Source organism: Microseira sp. BLCC-F43 (genome assembly GCF_041929235.1).
Lineage (GTDB): Bacteria > Cyanobacteriota > Cyanobacteriia > Cyanobacteriales > Aerosakkonemataceae > Microseira.
Genome location: NZ_JBHFNP010000148.1, coordinates 16470 through 33467, shown reverse-complemented (window position 1 = coordinate 33467; position 16998 = coordinate 16470). Strand labels below are relative to the sequence as shown.

General features: G+C 45.8%; 13 protein-coding genes. 10 read left to right on the top strand and 3 right to left on the bottom strand.

The genetic code is table 11. From position 1 onward, the window contains the following. The first annotated feature begins 9 nt into the window (after window positions 1-9). Window positions 10-1629, top strand: a complete 1620-nt coding sequence (locus ACE1CM_RS21090; RefSeq protein WP_374880061.1) for a glycosyltransferase family 39 protein — start codon at window positions 10-12, stop codon at window positions 1627-1629. 57 nt (window positions 1630-1686) lie between these two features. Here ACE1CM_RS21090 and ACE1CM_RS21085 read toward each other — a convergent pair whose 3' ends face one another. Beyond that, window positions 1687-3357, bottom strand: coding sequence for an LA_3751/LA_3752 family putative glycosyltransferase (locus tag ACE1CM_RS21085; RefSeq protein ID WP_374880059.1), 1671 nt, complete (start codon window positions 3355-3357; stop codon window positions 1687-1689). Between the two features lie 361 nt (window positions 3358-3718). Between ACE1CM_RS21085 and cofH the strand changes: the two genes are divergently transcribed. The 5 genes from cofH (at window position 3719) to tilS (ending at window position 10377) form a co-directional block, all read left to right on the top strand. Next, window positions 3719-4879: a 7,8-didemethyl-8-hydroxy-5-deazariboflavin synthase subunit CofH gene (gene cofH / locus ACE1CM_RS21080; RefSeq protein ID WP_374880097.1), complete on the top strand. Its 1161-nt coding sequence runs from the start codon at window positions 3719-3721 to the stop codon at window positions 4877-4879. Between the two features lie 546 nt (window positions 4880-5425). Continuing rightward, window positions 5426-7213 carry a DUF3352 domain-containing protein gene (locus ACE1CM_RS21075; protein WP_374880057.1) on the top strand — a complete coding sequence of 596 codons (1788 nt, stop codon included), beginning with the start codon at window positions 5426-5428 and terminating at the stop codon, window positions 7211-7213. A gap of 418 nt (window positions 7214-7631) precedes the next feature. Then, complete coding sequence (gene ccsB / locus ACE1CM_RS21070; RefSeq protein WP_374880056.1) at window positions 7632-8669, top strand: c-type cytochrome biogenesis protein CcsB; 1038 nt, start codon at window positions 7632-7634, stop codon at window positions 8667-8669. Between the two features lie 221 nt (window positions 8670-8890). Continuing rightward, window positions 8891-9247, top strand: coding sequence for a KGK domain-containing protein (locus ACE1CM_RS21065; RefSeq protein ID WP_374880054.1), 357 nt, complete (start codon window positions 8891-8893; stop codon window positions 9245-9247). 113 nt (window positions 9248-9360) lie between these two features. Beyond that, the gene (gene tilS, locus ACE1CM_RS21060) at window positions 9361-10377 is read left to right on the top strand and encodes a tRNA lysidine(34) synthetase TilS (RefSeq protein ID WP_374880052.1); all 1017 of its coding nucleotides are present in this window, start codon (window positions 9361-9363) and stop codon (window positions 10375-10377) included. Window positions 10378-10379: 2 nt separating this feature from the next. Here tilS and hmpF read toward each other — a convergent pair whose 3' ends face one another. Both hmpF and ACE1CM_RS21050 read right to left on the bottom strand, forming a co-directional pair. Further along, on the bottom strand, window positions 10380-12146 hold the full coding sequence (gene hmpF / locus ACE1CM_RS21055; RefSeq protein WP_374880050.1) for a pilus motility taxis protein HmpF: 1767 nt from the start codon (window positions 12144-12146) through the stop codon (window positions 10380-10382). Window positions 12147-12361: 215 nt separating this feature from the next. Further along, the gene (locus tag ACE1CM_RS21050; protein WP_374880049.1) at window positions 12362-13618 is read right to left on the bottom strand and encodes an RNA-guided endonuclease InsQ/TnpB family protein; all 1257 of its coding nucleotides are present in this window, start codon (window positions 13616-13618) and stop codon (window positions 12362-12364) included. Window positions 13619-14317: 699 nt separating this feature from the next. Between ACE1CM_RS21050 and ACE1CM_RS21045 the strand changes: the two genes are divergently transcribed. From ACE1CM_RS21045 to ACE1CM_RS21030, 4 genes are all read left to right on the top strand, one after another. Continuing rightward, complete coding sequence (locus ACE1CM_RS21045; protein WP_374880047.1) at window positions 14318-15553, top strand: response regulator; 1236 nt, start codon at window positions 14318-14320, stop codon at window positions 15551-15553. A gap of 116 nt (window positions 15554-15669) precedes the next feature. Beyond that, window positions 15670-15873 (top strand): hypothetical protein, encoded by a 204-nt coding sequence (locus tag ACE1CM_RS21040; protein ID WP_374880045.1) that lies wholly within the window; start codon window positions 15670-15672, stop codon window positions 15871-15873. A 116-nt stretch (window positions 15874-15989) separates the two neighbouring features. Continuing rightward, on the top strand, window positions 15990-16355 hold the full coding sequence (locus ACE1CM_RS21035; protein WP_374880043.1) for a response regulator transcription factor: 366 nt from the start codon (window positions 15990-15992) through the stop codon (window positions 16353-16355). A 10-nt stretch (window positions 16356-16365) separates the two neighbouring features. Continuing rightward, a complete protein-coding gene (locus tag ACE1CM_RS21030; protein WP_226578733.1) occupies window positions 16366-16896 on the top strand; it encodes a chemotaxis protein CheW in 531 nt (176 codons plus the stop codon). Window positions 16897-16998: the final 102 nt, after the last annotated feature.

Below are 16998 nucleotides of genomic sequence, written 5' to 3'. Positions count from 1 at the left end.
GAGGATTTCATGCTTTCAAAAGAACAACCAATTTATTACAATTGGTTACGATTTTTAATAATTATCCTGTTAGTGTTGGGCGTGTTTTTTCGATTTGCTAACCTGGATAAAAAACTCTACTGGAATGATGAAGTCGCTACTTCAATCAGAATTTCTGGCTACAGCTTTAAAGAAATTCAACAGTCAGCCTTGCAGGGTAATGAAATGACTGTAGAAGAGTGGCGAAAATATCAGTATCCCAATCCAGAAAAAGGTTTGGTTGATTTAGTTAAGGGTTTGGCAACAGAAGAACCTCAACTACCGCCTTTATACTTTGTATTAGCCCGATTTTGGGTGCAGTTGTTTGGTAATTCTGTGGCAGTCACCAGAAGTTTTTCTGCTGCGGTGAGTTTGCTGGCGTTTCCTTGCATTTATTGGCTTTGCAAAGAATTATTTGCCTCTCCACTAACCGGATGGGTGGCAATGGCACTGATAGCTATCTCTCCATTGCACCTCTTGTATGCCCAAGAAGCGCGACCTTTTAGCCTGTGGATAGTAACTATCTTACTCTCCAGCGCTGCTCTATTGCGAGCAATGCGGCTGCAAACAAAGTTGAGCTGGGGTGTTTATGCAGCTACTTTAGTATTGGGATTCTATACATATCTACTTTCCGGATTAGTCGCTATTGGACATGGCATTTACGCAATCGTTAACGAAAGGTTCCGCTTCACTAACCAAGTTAAGGCTTACCTGCTTGCCTCTTTAACTGGAACTATCATTTTCATCCCTTGGATAATTGCTATTTTGAGTGGTTTTTCAGAAGCTACCGAAACTACAGAATGGTCAAAGGAAAAAGTACACTTACCCGCTTTAATGAGGACGTGGATTTTAAATTTAAGCCGGTCTTTTTTTGATATCAATGAAAGTTTCCTGACTCGAAATTTATTAATTTATATATTCATTATAGTTTTGGTGGGATATGCAGTTTATTTTCTCTGTCGCCAAACTCCAAAGCAAGTTTGGCTATTTGTTTTAACCTTGATTGGAGTGACAGCGGTAGCTTTAGCACTGCCAGATGTAATTTCAGGCGGAAAACGTTCTGCTGTGATTCGATATCTGATCCCTTCATACCTGGGTATCCAAATCGCTATTGCTTACCTTCTTGCTACTAAGATATCCGCCTTATCTATGAAAAACTGGCAAAAAAAGCTATGGCAGATCGCGATGGTTTTCCTAATTTCTATGGGGGTTGTTTCCTGTGCAGTCAGTTCTCAATCAGAAACGTGGTGGAATCGGTATAGACAAACTTATCTTCCCGAAGCGACTAAGGTGATTAACCAAACTGAACGCCCGCTTGTGCTAGGTAATTGGTACAATTTATTGGGTCTGAGGTATGCAGTTAAACCGCAAGTGCGACTTGTATCATTTTATCTTCAACTTGTTGAGAAGAAGAAATCAAATCCGCTAAAAGAGGTTAGGGATGTATTTATATATCTTCCTCCAGACGGATTAAAAGAGTTCCTGGAAAAAAAGTATAACTATCGCCTAGTCAAGACTTACTCTTGGAAGGGTGAAACAGATCCTGTTAAAAAAGTTCAAACCACACTCTGGCAACTATCCAAAAAGGGCAAGGCTAATTCTGATAAGTAATTGCACATGCGATGAATTTAGAAACCCGGTTTTTCTCAAAAACCGGGTTTCTCCAACTTATGATTCTTTGGCGATTGCTGCCTTATATATAGGATACTGACCAAACTTCCCTAGTTTGGATAATTTAATTCCAAATCGTTGATTTCCTTTGCGAAATTTTAGCGCTTCAGGTTTGGATTCGGGAACTTTGCACTTGCGGTGGGGATAGCATACATAAATAAATGATTGATTCCCTTGCTCTGCTAAAGCACTGCCTAATTTTACCAATTTCTGGCTATCTTCTACCCTAAAAAATAGTTTATCTCCACTTAATCCTGGTTCTAAAGCTTGAGCTACAAATTGATGGGACATTGCGATCGCCTGATGTGGGTCTTTTCGCAAAAATTGGATCGCTGGGAAATAACCTTTATGAGTTTTATTTAAAAAAGCCGTGCCTGCAACTACGTTTTTATGAACTCCAATTACCAGCAGCATGGAAAACAGCAAGAAGCAGCCGTATTTTATCGCCGGTTTCGCTTTTAGTTGGATTAATTGTAACTCCTTGATTGCCACTAAGGAAATAATGGGAACTAAAACTAATAAGAATCGAGTTCCCCATTGCAATCCACCGGCAATTTGTTTTTGGGTGCTAACGGGAACAATCAAAGACACTCCGACGATAAAGAAGAAGCAGATTATATAGATTGCGGCAAGTTTTATGTTGAATCTTCTTTTGGCGACCGCAGCGATTACCAAATATATAACCGGGAAAAATGTTATCGGCAAGTATTCAAATATTGCCCTACTGAGTTCGCCAAAGTTTTTCCGCGCATCTCTTAATCTTTGCGCTAATGTTTGTTCTTCCACTACTTGAATTGCATGAATACCTAGAGGATGATTGTAAATCAATTTATTTGAGACAAAGAACAATGCGACTGTCACCACCATGCTGATGACAAAAATTTCTCGGTTTTTGGTTAGATAGTTGAGTTTCCCTAAGGTCAATCTTTTATTGATAAAATCCAGCTGCCTAAACTGATTTAAAGAGGCAAAATAAACTAGGGCAACGCCAAGTCCAACCAGGCAGAGAAATTCAGGTCTAAACCAGACGGCTAAACCAATTAAAACTCCACTTAATATGGCATCTTTTTTAGATAACCCTTGGGAATTGCCGGGAATTAATAAAGTAGAAAATCCGTGAAAAGCCAGCGCCACCGCAAGGCTATGTTCCCAATACATGGCACTGTACATCGATAAATGGGAAGCAAAAATAACAACAGCCAGACCAATAGCTGTGAGCAAGCTGTTGATTTTTAACCGACGGCACGCCCAATAAAAACTCAACCAGATTGCCCAAGTTGCTACGAGAGGAACTAGATAAAATCCTCGATATCCGAACAGGGCATAAAATGGCGCGGTAACTAGGGGAAATGTATAGGGGAATGTAATCCAATACTTGTCGTATAATTTATAAACAAAAGGGGTTTCAAACGGATACAAACCATTATTCCAAAGTTTTTGTACCCACGTTTGTGGAGGGGGGACTAAATCAAATCGCAACTGACCAGAACCCAGTTGCTTGGATAACAGAGCTTTCAGTCCAGCATCGCCGCTAAAAAATACATCTTCTGGAATTAGTAATTGCAAGTAAAGTGTAAATATAATTCCGGCAAATATGACCAGCCAAGGCAAGGCATGTTTCCCAATATTTATAATTTTCTCATTTGACTGTTTTTTCTCTTTATCCATTTTCCTATAACCTCTCCAACCAATAGTTTAACTCTAGTTGCTAATGGCTAATTGCTGATGGTAGCAGTTTTTCTGATTGAGCCATTAGCCATTAGCCATTAGCAGCTACTTTGGCTGCATTATACCTTTAAATAATTGAAAAAAATGTAAAGATTGATTTAAAACATTTGGAAATACCTCGTTAACGCGAGTAGGGAACATCAAGATCGTTATGGTTAGCACCAACAATTTTCTATGTTCCCGATAAAAGCTTAGCGCGCCCAGGGAGAAAAATCAGCTGCATTCCATACTAACAAACGCACCTGGGAGAGGATTTCCTGGCAAAATTGAGAAAGTGACAAGAGGGTTGGGTGGATGTGCCGTGACGACTAAAACTGTTGACACGATTTTGAACCGCGTCGTTGCAGGTTACGACTTATCGCCGGAAGAGGGAGTTTTTTTATTAAAGCAAACCGATGGGGATGCCTTAGGGGCGATGCGGGAAACTGCGGACCAGATGCGGGAGCGCATCGCTGGCAACACCGTCACCTACGTCATCAACCGCAATATTAACTTCACCAATATCTGCGAGCAACATTGTAATTTTTGCGCTTTCCGGCGGGATGCTGGGGAAAAGGGCGCTTATTGGTTAGATTGGGCGCAAATTCTCGAAAAAGCAACCGATGCGGTAGCGAGGGGTGCAACCGAAATCTGTATGCAGGGAGGACTCAATCTCGACGCCAAACTCAACGGCGCTTCCTTGCCTTATTATCTGCGCTTGGTGGAAACGATCAAAAACGAATTTCCCCAACTGCACCTGCACGCCTTCTCCCCCCAAGAGGTGCAATTTATTGCCAGAGAAGATGGACTGTCGTACTCTGAAGTCATTGCTGCCCTGCGGGATGCTGGAGTCGGTTCGATGCCTGGAACCGCAGCAGAAGTCCTGGACGACGAAGTGCGGCGCATCCTTTGTCCGGAAAAAATCGATACCGCAACTTGGCTAGAAATCGTCGAGACAGCGCATAAACTCGGCGTACCGACAACCAGTACCATGCTTTCCGGTCACATTGAAACGCCAGAACAGCAGATAATCCATTTAACTCGGTTGCGAAGTCTGCAACAAAAGGCGCTACAAAGCGGCTACCCAGCTCGCTTCACCGAATTCATTTTACTGCCCTTTGTCGGTCAGGAAGCCCCGAAACCCTTGCGCCGCCGCGTCGGACGAGATCAACCAGTTTTAGAAGACGCCCTGGTGCTGACTGCCGTAGCGCGGCTGTTTTTGGGAAAATGGATACCCAACCATCAACCCAGCTGGGTCAAACTTGGTCTAGAAGGTGCAAAATTAGCCTTGAGATGGGGTTGTAACGACATCGGCGGTACTTTAATGGAAGAGCATATTACTACGATGGCTGGGGCGGTGGGCGGTACTTGTATGGAAGTGGAAACCCTGCAAGAGGCGATTCGTTCCCTGGGGCGTCCTTACAAACAACGGGATACACTTTATAACATCGTCGAGCGATCGCGTCAGGAGGCGGGTTTATAACAATGGTCGATTATGGTTATAGATGGTTGTTGACATCCTCTCCTGCCTGAAGTCAGGAGATTCCTAACCTCAAACATTTAGGTTCCCAAGCTAATCGCTGCCCTTTCGAGTTGCCCCTACTTAGGTCTTACACGATTATGTCCCAACCGAGAACACTAGAATATCACTTGCTATCTAGACTCCCACTGAGGGTTGGCTCTCTGAGCCTTTTCTTTATTTCAGAAGAGATTTGCGTATGCCCTAAGCTATCTGGATTACTCCAAATTGTTTTTCTCAAATCATTCAGCCTGGGTGAAGACTTACTGCACTGTTTAACGAGTTATAGTTGCTCGTGGTCAAATCTATTTTCCCAGCTGTCGTGTGGCACTGTTTGGAGCATATTTGTCGGGCAGGTCTTGGCGGATATCCTACCTGAGACCAACTAAATTATGGCAGAAGTTGTGGAGAAAGTCGTCCTAGAAGGACGAGGCTTTAGACCCAATTTTTTGGTAAAACCCGCCCCTACAAAACTGAAAAATCGCCAAGTTTGCAATTAGCGATTGACCCATGAAGAAAAAAAAGAAACCGTCGTTGCTGCTATCGTTGGGGGTAGCTGCGTTCTTGATTGGTGGTGGCGCTGCTACCTACTGGTTATTGGTGCAAAAACAACCAGTTTTGGGATTGCCCCCTGGTGCTAATCTGATTCCTAAAGATGCCTCGATCGCGCTTTCTGTCTCCACCGACCCCAACCAATGGCAGCAATTGCGGTCATTTGGTACGCCACAAACCCAAGCTGCTTTTGCCAAGACTTTGGGGCAGTTGCGCGATCGCTTCCTCTCCTCCAACGGCTACAATTACCAGCGGGATATCCAACCTTGGGCAGGTAAAGAAGTAACTTTTGCTTATTTGCCAACCCAACAAACAAATCCCACCCAGTCATCCTCAACCCTAACCCCTCCTAGCACTAACTCCAATCAACAGTCGGTAGTGATGATATTGCCGATTGATAACCCCCTGCAAGCTAAACAGGCATTAGAACCGACTAACAGTCCCCTGCAACAGGGAAAATGGATTAGCCGCACCTACAAAGGCATCGAAATCAAAGAAACCAAAACCGGAGACGCGCTCAATATTGCTTCTACTCAATATTCAGCAACTGTACTCGATCGGCGTTTCTTAGTCGTTACCACCAATCCAAAAGCTACCGAAAGAATAATCGACACCTTCGGTAGTAGCGAATCTCTGGCAAACACTCCAGGCTTTAGAGAAGCTTTGGGTAAAATAGAAACCGAGCGACCTTTTGCTAGATTATTTATCAACGTACCAGTAGCCGCCGCCGCTGCTATCAATTCCCAACCGCAACTTTCTGCCCAAAATATAGCCCAAATTCAACAACAAGGCTTAGCAGCAACCATGACAATTAAACCAGAAGGGTTGCTGTTTAAAAGTATTTCCTGGCTTCAACCGAATAGCGACAAAAAATATGCGGTGAAAACCGAAGCAGTTAAAATGTCCAACCGCCTACCCGCCAACACCCTAATGATGATGTCTGGCAGCAATTTACAGCGATTTTGGCAAGATTACATCCAAGAAGCCCAATCAAATCCCCTAACGCCATTTAAACCAGAACAAATTCGCAGTTCAGTTAAAAAATTTACCAACTTGGATTTAGAAAAAGATTTACTTTCCTGGATGTCAGGAGAATTTTCTTTATCTTTAGTGCCTTTGCCACAAGACAACTCGAATTCAGGAGAAAATCAATCGGCAGCGAACCCCGCACCGGGTTTAATATTTATGGTAAAAGCCAGCGATCGCGCCGCCGCCCTTACAACGATCCAGCAGATCGACCAAGTAATGAGCAATCAAAATAAATTCAAAGTAGAAAAAACAACCATAGGCAATAAACCAGTCACAAATTGGATTGCACCCGATCGAGAATTAACAATTACCCAAGGTTGGTTAGATGAAAACGTTGCTTTCTTGTCATTAGGAGGAGGGGTTACCAACAGGATTGTCCCTCAACCCAAGACAACTTTGGCTCAAAGCGATCGCTTCCGCAACACAGTCCCCTTAGAACTAAAATCCAACAACGGTCATTTCTACCTCGATGTTGAACGTTTAGGCATAGACAGTACAGCTAGATTCTTAACCTTTTTATTCCAACTTTCCACAGATCCCAACACCCAAAAAACCCTGACAAATCAACTTTTACCAATTCGCGGTATCGGAGTTACCGCCGCCGTTAGCGATGAACGCAGTACCCGCTTTGATATCTTCGTATCGCTGAAAAAAGCCGGAGTTCCCAAACCTTTACCCAGTCCTACCCCCGAACGCTTTTCTCAGCCATCTCTTTAGAGAGTAACTCAAGTTGCTAGTTATCTCCAATAGGTAGCTAATGGCTGGTTAATGGCTCGCTGCAAAAAAATGCTAGATTAGCAATTAACTATTAGCTATTAGCAAAGACCAATGGAAAGAAACCGGGTTTATGTGAAAAATTCAGGACTGACGCACAACGAGGCCAGAAACCCGGTTTCGACCGTCGATCTCTGGTTGCCAAACCAACGATTTTTCGGAGAAACCGGGTTTCTGTGAAAAATTGTTGAGCAAGGAAAGAGATCTAGGTCGAAACTTTGGTGATGGTATCGCTAAACCCGCCCCTACTTGCGTTAATAGGAAGAGGGGCGATGAGAAAAAATAAAGCCTGAAAATAAATTTCAGACTGTAGGGAACATTCTGGATACAATACTAAAACATCGATTGGGGAGAACACTGTATGGATCTGGTTTTACTCCAGAACTGGCTGGATAATACAAGCTTCGCTGTCTTATTTATTACCATGCTGATCTATTGGGGAGGCGCAGCATTCCCCAACATCCCGTATTTACCAGCTTTGGGGACAGCCGGGATGGCGATCGCCAACCTCTGCATTGCTGCTATGCTAGGGTCGCGCTGGCTAGAAGCCGGTTATTTCCCCTTAAGCAACTTGTATGAATCCCTATTTTTCCTAACTTGGGGAATTACAACAATTCACTTAATCGCCGAAAATATGAGCCGTTCGCGCTTAGTCGGGGTCGCGACGGCACCTGTGGCAATGGGTATTACTGCATTTGCCACCATGACTTTACCTTCAGAAATGCAGTCAGCAGCGCCCCTAGTACCTGCCTTAAAATCGAATTGGCTGATGATGCACGTCAGCGTCATGATGCTGAGTTACGCCACCTTAATGGTAGGTTCATTGCTGGCGATCGCATTCCTATTCGTGACGCGGGGACAAAACATCGAACTGAGGGGTAGTTCAGTCGGTACAGGAGGCTTTCGGAATAACCACTATAAATTGCGCCGCGCTGAAGAAATAGTTTCCCAACCCACAGGCACTACAATTGAACAACCAGCGGATCGCAACGGCAGCGCCAAAACAGCCGTTCTCAGCCCCATACAAACCGCCCCAGCGCAAAAACTCAAACCATCCGAACCCCTTTCACCCCAACGCCTAAACCTAGCCGAAACCCTAGATAACATCAGCTACCGCATCATTGGACTAGGTTTCCCCCTACTCACCATCGGCATTATCGCCGGTGCAGTTTGGGCAAACGAAGCTTGGGGTTCATACTGGAGTTGGGACCCCAAAGAAACCTGGGCATTAATCACCTGGCTAGTCTTTGCCGCCTATCTCCACGCCCGCATCACGCGCGGTTGGCAAGGGCGTCGTCCCGCCATTTTAGCAGCAACTGGCTTCATTGTCGTCTGGGTTTGCTACCTCGGCGTCAATCTCTTAGGTAAAGGATTGCATTCCTACGGTTGGTTCTTTTAATACCAAACGAATGAATTCGCGGCTACACATGCATAGCCTAACGACTAAAGTCGCGGCTACACAGACAAAGTCCGCCTGCGCGGACTAACTAACTTCAAGCATGCGTAGGCAGGCTTTGTTTGTATAGCCGCGACTTCAGTCGTTGGGTGTCGGGCATTTTTTGATTTGAGAGCGATCGCTTTCATTTATTGCCATCTAAATAAGTAAAGAAAAAAATTGACATGAACAATAAATTTGAGCCACTGAACAGTGAAGATGCAGTTTTGTCTTTAGAAAACTCTCAAGAGCGAGTTTTAATTCATGAACCTATGTTTAAAGTAGGTAAATTGCTCAAAACAATGAAATCACGGTTAATAGAAGTAGACGTTAACTCTTTGGAAAAAGATGAAAATTGGGTAAAACAAAAGAAAAAGTGGCTAGGTGAGGGTGTAATTTGTGAAGTAATGAAGCCTGGTGGTAACTGGCAAAAAGGCAAAGTCAGAGTAAAAATAACTATGGAATTTTGCCCAGATGAACCGCTCAACCAACCCTCCCCTCTAGACGATCTGCGTCAAAAAATACAAGAAACACAAAACTAAAACCTCTCTTTCTTCTCTTCCTTGGCGTTCTACCCTTCGGGAAGCCGCTACCGCGTCTATGGCGTCTACCCTACGGGAAGCCGCTGGCGCGTCTATGGCGGTTCAATTCAAAAATGACCTCACACACTACTTGGACACCCCTCCACGCGCAACTACATCGCACCCTGCGACAACGTCAAATATTGCCAAAAAACCAACAATTATTAATAGCAGTATCCGGTGGACAAGATTCACTTTGTTTGATAAAATTACTATTAGACTTACAATCAAAATGGCAATGGCAATTAGGAATCGCCCATTGCGATCATCGCTGGCGTCCAGACTCAGAAGCTAACGCCAACCACGTAGAAGAACTAGCTAAAAATTGGCAATTACCCTTCTACAAACTTTCAGCAAATCAAGTTTTGAACGGTGAAGCAGCAGCGCGACAGTGGCGCTATCAAGCTTTGAGTGAGATCGCGCAATCCCACAACTACCCCTACATCGTCACCGGACATACCCAGAGCGATCGCGCCGAAACCCTACTTTACAACCTTATGCGCGGCAGCGGCGCAGATGGCTTGCAAAGCCTCACCTGGGTTCGCCCCTTAACTGATAACATCAAGCTAGTGCGCCCCCTCCTAGAAGTCACCCGCGCCCAAACAGCCCAATTTTGCCAAGACATGCAGCTTCCGGTTTGGCAAGATTCCACCAATCAAGATTTAAAATACGCCCGCAATCGCATCCGCCAGGAATTAATACCTTATTTACAACAACACTTTAACCCGCAAGTCGAGCCAGCCTTAGCTCAAACAGCCGAACTTTTACGCGCAGAAGTCGATTATCTGGAAAAAGCTGCTTCGGCGCTGTTACAAGAGGCTATGGAGGAGAGGAGACTAGGAGTAGGGGAGACTACTTTATGCTTAAATCGTTCGCTCTTGCGTAAAGCACACCTTGCCCTGCAACGGCGAGTGATGCGGCAGTTTCTACAACAAACTTTACAGATGGCACCCAGTTTTGAGCAGGTAGAAAAAATTACCGCTTTGATTACAGCCCCGAATCGCTCGCAAACCGATCCGTTTTTGCAGGGAGCTTTCGCGACGGTGGACGGTAACTGGATCTCAATCCAAAATCCCAAATCCCAAATCTAAAATCAAGAAGCTGCCAGTTGTTTTGCTTGGTTAGTTAGGCTCATGAGAATTCCTCCCATTTCGCCAACAGCCCAACTTTGATAGTTACCGACTTCCTGAATATGATTGAGCGTGCCGGAAGTCGCTTCTAACTTCTGGCGCAGTTCGTTTAGCTTGTCCTGGACTGGCTGTAACATTTCCTCGTATACTCGCACGCGACCCCACAGTTCTGCGGCTGCGGCGCGCTGAGATTGTAAATTCTGATCGAGCTGTTTTAATTCTTGACGCTGGTGTTCCTGTTCTTGCGCCTGATGGTCGATCATCCCTTGAGCTTGCTGAATGCTCGAGCGCATCTGATCTATTTCTCTTTCCAGCTTTTGCAGTTGCTCAGCTTGTTGTTGCCGCATAGTTTCTAACTGCCTCAAAACTGGACCGAGATCGATTTTTTGGTTATCTCCACCCTCTTCATCTTCCTGTCCTTGCCTACGGCGCAACACTTTTACGTGTTGGGTGAAAATTTCTTCCCGTTCCCGCAGCGTGCGGAGACAACCCATATAGGATTCTTCCAGCATTTGGTAACTGTCTTGCTCGTCAGAGATATCGCCTTGCAGCTGTTGACGTTCCTGTTCGCTAGCTTTTTGAATTTGCTGTTGCAGTTCATCGATAGCCTGCTGGCGTAATTTGAGTTCCTCTTCTTGGTCGCTGACAAAGCGCTTAGCTTTTTCCAACTCTTGCTGGCGGTTTAGTACAATTGCTTGCAGGTCACCCACGGGCATCCGCTCTAGGGCAGCAATATCGATTTGGGCGCTAAGTTTAACATCAGTAGACATCGCTACTAGACGCTGAACCTCTTGAATTAAATCGTTTTGGCTTCGCAAGGCGAGACTGAGGGATTGAGCATACTCCTGCTTGGTAGCCAGAGTATTTTGCAGCCCCTTTAACTCCGAGCGTCTGGTCATCAGAGAATCCTGAGCTTGCTGCCAATTAGCCCAACGCTCTTGGATCTTGGCGGCACTGCGGTCTACATCTGCTTGCTGTTGGGAGGCTGCTCCCCGTTTTTGCTCGAGTTGTTGCCAGTGTTGGTCTAGTACAGCTTGTTGTGCCGCCACCGTCTCGAAGGCGAAATTTAACTGTTCCAATACTGGTTCTGGGGAGGCGATCGCACCAGACAAGTTATTGAGTATCTCCTGAATTTGGGCTGCCTGATGCTCGTCCAGTGCTGCCGCTTTAGTTTGTTGCACTTGGGACTGACGCTCTTCCAAGCGCCGCATCTCACCCCGCAGATGCTCCCAAGCGCCCTCTAGCTCGCGACGATTGCGATCTATTTCTTCCCGCAGTCGCTCTGCTTCCTCGCGAGCGCTGTTAATTTCCTGCCGTTGTTGCTCGAGCCGTTCAAACTCATCTTCCATTTGCTCGAGCTGTTCTTGCCGTGCTTGAATTTCCATTTCCCGGCGATTTAGCTCCTGAGCCTGATAGGTTAGAGACTCCTTCCACTGTTCAATTTCTTCTTCTTTGGTTTTATATTTTTCTTGTTGCCGCGAATAATTTTGCAAAATCCCGACTAGCTGACGCCCCGACTCAATCCGCTGCACCTGTCGATTTGACGTCAGCTCCACTAACACCAGTCCCCCATCGCCAAATTTGTTTGCTTCTTCAGGCGCGGGAATCACCTCATCACCGGGTACTGGACTCCATTGCTCCCCCCGCTGACAGGCCAGCAGTTTAAGATCGGCCTTGCTGCCCCCAAAAACGCCACCGCTTTTCTTTTGTACTTCTGCTAGATACAGCACACCGCTTATCCTCTTGATGTGTCAAACGAGCAACGAGCCATAGCTCGACCTTCCCCGGATATTCAATTTTTGTCTGACTAAACATAGTTTAGGTAGACAAAGGCATTAAAACAATCTGGGCTTACTTGTCAACGACCTGCGCTACGAGGCGCGCCACTGAAATCACCAGATGACTAACTCAAGCAGCGAAGAGCCTCTATTGTGCAAGACAAAACTTACTCAAATCGAGCATTGCGCTTAATTCGACGTTTGCTTCCTGCTTCAGCCAAGGGAGCCAGCTCCTTCTTGTCCACAGGCGTAAATTCCGCGCTTGCCGCACGTACTCTATCTTTTGGGGCATTTTCTAGGTTTTGAGCCGCATTTAAATCGCGATCGATAGAAACGCCACACTTGTTGCATCTATAAACGCGCTCTTTCAAAGGCATCTGCTGAACATTGCCGCAGCAAGAGCATGTTTTGGACGAGGGAAACCATCTATCAACCAGTTCTAATTTAGTACCAAAAAACGACGCCTTATAGCTCAACATCCTACGGAATTCATACAATCCCAAGCTCCCAATAGCATCAGCTAACTTTTGATTAGCTATCCTGCCTTGGACATTCAAATCTTCAATCCGAATGTTGTAGTACTTAAGGCTTATGTCAGTCGTGATTTTCTGCAAAAAGTCTCGCCTGATCTTAGCAACCCGGGCCTGTCTTCTTGCCAATTTTTGGTAGTACTTCAAAGCATTGTTCGATGCTTTGATTCCTTGGCTGCGGTTACCCAATCGCTTGTTCCGGTTGCGCCACTGTTCCTTACTTAGCTTGGTTAGAGCTTCTTTGATAGATTGCGGCGCAAAGATTTTGGAGCCATCTGACAAGGTAGCAAAGCATTTAACCCCCAAGTCAATGCCAACTGATTGAACCCGATGTATAACTGGTGGAACCTTGTCAATATCCAGCGCGAATGAGACAAACCATCTCTCGGCTACCCTCGAAATAGTAAATGTTTGGCAAGAACATAAAAATGGAATTGGTTGTTTTAGCCTGAATTGTCCTAGACCTGGGATGTTTATCTTCTTGCCTGGATAAAGAACTTGACGGTTTGTAAACGGAACCATCGGTTCACCCTTGGCGGGATACACTCCTGCCTTTTTTAAAACGTTAAAACTGTCACCTCGTTTTTTTGACTTTAATTTAGGAAAACCAGAAGTACCTTTGCGCCATCGGTCAACAGATGAAGCTAAGTTTCTTAATGCTGATGAATAGATGGCTGATGGATATTGCTTCATCCAAGCGTATTGGGGCAAGGTTTTGACGTGGTTGGTAAAGACCTTTTCGATTTGGGTTAAACGCTTCGATTCACTAGCTTTGACGCCCTCGAATCCCCAGGAAGAGGTAAGCAATGATAGGCCGAAGTTGTAAACTAAGCGGCTAAAACCAGCACTTCCGGCTAGGAATGACCTCTGTTTGTTGTTAAGTTTTAATTCCAACTTCAGGCTGTACATCGTTGTTGCTTAGCGGGAGTGCGTGAGAGGGAAATGTTCACGATTAAGCGAGATAGGTAGATAATTCGCTACTTGGTACTACGTCTTACTTCCCTAAGCGACGACAGTTGCTCCCTTGCTGGGGAAGAGAATTTGCCATCAGGGAAATGAGAAAATGGTTTACAACAGATTTACCCAGAGGGGACGGAGCGTAACATGGTGTTGGCAGCTAGGGTCAACTACCCCATCCCATTGGGTATGGAGCTTCTACCTTGAGCGGGAAACGCCTCGTCCTATTGCTAAGATATCGTCTGACATTCCCTCCAGTAGCAGGAGTCCTAGTTCCTGGGACCCAAAACTTTTTGCTGTCACATATACCTATTAGCTGAGCGAGCGCGTATGGCATTGATGTACAAGCACTTGTTGATTTTAGCACAAATCTATTGGATATTCCTCACCTGGGACGTGTCTGTCCTACAGATCCCAATTGGTCGGGGTGGGACTCGTGACCAGCAAAAATCTATCTTTACCGCATAGCGTATGGGGAATTACGCAAAATTTGTTAAATTCTAACCTAGACTGAATAGGTCCAGATTGGTTGGGATTTTGCCATACCCAAGCAAAAAAAGTCAGCAAAAAGGCGCTGGCAACAAGCTGGCAACTGAAGGCTGACCAATACAGTTTTTAGGAGAACCTTTAAGTTCCATGCAGGGGACGTTGAATGAAATTGATATCCGCAGTATCCTGCAACTGATTGAGTTAGGTCAGCGAACGGGTTACCTGGAAGTAGAGGCATTTGGCCTGCACCGGGATTCCAAGTCGAGACTGGGGGAGCGGTTTTGGTTTGTCTTTTTCCTCAACGGTCAAATTGCTTATGCAGCAGACAGCAACAGCAGTTTATCGCGGTTGCGGGACTACGTGCGGCGCTATCGGGTAGACGTGACCCTAAACAGCAAGATCGTTCCGGCAATTGCTTCTACCAATGCGCCAGAATACGGCTACCTTTGGGCTTTGCTAGAAAACCACGTCCTCACCCCAGCTCAAGGACGTAGCATCCTGCAAAGTATGGTCAAAGAAACCCTATTTGACCTGCTGAGCTTACACAACGGGTCATTCATGTTTGAAATTGGCCCAGCTTTAGCACCGCAACTGATGACCTTGGAAATTGGCCCAGTGGTGGCGAAAATTATGAAACAGGTGCAGGAGTGGAAGCAGTTTCACCCCCACATCCAATCTCCCGACCAGTGTCCGATCGTTGCCGATGCTGCCAAGCTACGCCAAGCTCTGCCAGAAAATACTTTTAAAATATTGGAGCATTGGGCAGACGGCAAAACTTCGATTCGCCGAATGGCCCGCTATTTAAATCGAGAGATTTTACCAGTGGCACGAGCCATCTATCCTTATGTTAAGCAAGGCTGGGTGCAACTGCTCTATTCCGGCCCGGTGGCGACGGCGACTGGACGAGAATTAGCGCTGTTTGGAGAAACCGGCAGCAAAAGCATTGTCTTTATTGATGATGGCGTTGCCACTTGTAAAGCCGTAGAGTATACCCTAAAACAGCACGGTTATGCCGTTGCTGCGATCAGCCATCCTGTGAAAGCGTTGAGTCTGGTGTTTGAAATCAAACCCGATTTGATCCTGTGCGACATTGCCATGCCAGAACTAGACGGGTACGAAATTTGTGCGATGTTACGCCGAGCAACCGCGTTTCGACAAACACCGATTATCATGCTGACCAGCAAAGACGGGTTTATCGATCGAGTCAAAGCGCGGATGGTAGGGGCGACTGACTACCTGACCAAACCGTTCGGTGACAGCGAGTTATTAATGCTGGTAGAAAAATACGTCGGCTCTGCCGATGCTGCTAAAGCTAAAACCGATCGAGAGTCAATTAATGAGATAGAAGAGGAGATAGGAGCCATTGACAATTCCCATGCCTAAAAGAAGGGATTTGTGGGTTGCAACTCTGTTGCGTTCCGTACCACCGACTCTAGCACCCGACTTTCAACCCTGACCCATTGCCAGTCTGGTCACAACAAGTTATTGCGGAATTACTTATGCTAAGGGATCTAATCTCCAAAGGTTTGGCAAAAGCACAGATGTACGTACAGCAGCAGATAGCAATGCTAATCGATGATTTTAAGCCAAGAACATTCACTTTACCAAGTCTGGCGCAGATTAACTCAACTCGCTATCCCAAGACGGCTTGTAGCCCCAGAACCCAATCTGGGGCTGGCCTTGGGGGAGTAGCTTTGACTTGAGCGGCGATCTTTTCGTCAAGGATTCAAGCTACTTTAGTTCCATATCGGCGAAAAGGGTTAACCCTAAAAAAGCGTTCTTGTTAACAATTGTTAAAGCAGCAGGTAGGGGGGAACTTATGAGTACAGTTCTGGTTGTGGAAGACAGTGTAAGTCAACGAGAGATGATCAAAGACCTTCTGAAAGGAAGTGGGTTAGATGTAACCCTAGCCAGCGATGGTCTGGAAGCACTCGAACAAATTCAGGGTCATCGTCCTGACTTAGTGGTTTTGGATATTGTGATGCCCAGAATGAATGGCTATGAGGTCTGCCGACGGCTGAAGGCAGACCCCAAAACCCAGAACGTGCCGGTAGTAATGTGTTCTTCTAAAGGGGAAGAATTCGACCGCTACTGGGGGATGAAACAGGGAGCAGATGCGTACATTGCCAAACCTTTTCAGCCGAAAGAACTGATTGGAACGGTCAAACAACTGTTAAGAGGATAAATAAAAGCTTATGGTTGGAAATCCGGATTTTTTAACGGGCAGAGGCGCTGACCAAGCTCCGGAGTTCCAGGAACTTGAAACTCCTGAAGGTGAGCTGCACTTGCGATTTTATGTTTCTCCGGAGCAGGAGTTTGCACTGCCTGCAACGGGAATCAAAGAGGTGCTTTCCCAGCCACCAGACCGGATTACGCCAATTCCCAATGCATCGCCGTTGCTATTAGGAACGGTGAACTTTCGGGGACGGGTAATATGGGTGGCGGACTTGGGGCAGTTTCTGGGAGAGCCAACGTTGTTGAATACCGACCGACCGGAAATTCCCGTGATTGCGGTGGAAGACGGAGACACAATGTTAGGGTTAGCAGTTGACCAGATCGTGGGTATGGATTGGCTGGACGCGGATTGGCTCCAGACGCGCAACAGCGCCCCTGACAGTATGGAACCATTTCTGCGCGGGGAGTGGGTGTTAGACGCTGAAACTAATCAGTGCCTCCGACTCCTCGATCCGGTAAAAATCCTCAGATCGGCAAGGTGGGCAGCTTAAAAAAACAGACAATAAAAAAGAAAATCTCAACTAACCACTGCCGCTGTATCTTAGGCTAGCTGTTTCTTTTTAATCCAAGACTATTAACTTTTGACTTTATTT

Excerpts from the sequence above, each read along its gene's own strand:
- tilS (WP_374880052.1), top strand. The coding sequence starts at position 9,361 with ATGACCTCACACACTACTTGGACACCCCTCCACGCGCAACTACATCGC.
- ACE1CM_RS21065 (WP_374880054.1), top strand. The coding sequence starts at position 8,891 with ATGAACAATAAATTTGAGCCACTGAACAGTGAAGATGCAGTTTTGTCT.
- ACE1CM_RS21085 (WP_374880059.1), bottom strand. The coding sequence starts at position 3,357 with ATGGATAAAGAGAAAAAACAGTCAAATGAGAAAATTATAAATATTGGG.
- ACE1CM_RS21030 (WP_226578733.1), top strand. The coding sequence starts at position 16,366 with ATGGTTGGAAATCCGGATTTTTTAACGGGCAGAGGCGCTGACCAAGCT.
- ACE1CM_RS21040 (WP_374880045.1), top strand. The coding sequence starts at position 15,670 with ATGCTAAGGGATCTAATCTCCAAAGGTTTGGCAAAAGCACAGATGTAC.
- ACE1CM_RS21090 (WP_374880061.1), top strand. The coding sequence starts at position 10 with ATGCTTTCAAAAGAACAACCAATTTATTACAATTGGTTACGATTTTTA.
- ACE1CM_RS21075 (WP_374880057.1), top strand. The coding sequence starts at position 5,426 with ATGAAGAAAAAAAAGAAACCGTCGTTGCTGCTATCGTTGGGGGTAGCT.
- ACE1CM_RS21045 (WP_374880047.1), top strand. The coding sequence starts at position 14,318 with ATGCAGGGGACGTTGAATGAAATTGATATCCGCAGTATCCTGCAACTG.
- ACE1CM_RS21035 (WP_374880043.1), top strand. The coding sequence starts at position 15,990 with ATGAGTACAGTTCTGGTTGTGGAAGACAGTGTAAGTCAACGAGAGATG.
- ccsB (WP_374880056.1), top strand. The coding sequence starts at position 7,632 with ATGGATCTGGTTTTACTCCAGAACTGGCTGGATAATACAAGCTTCGCT.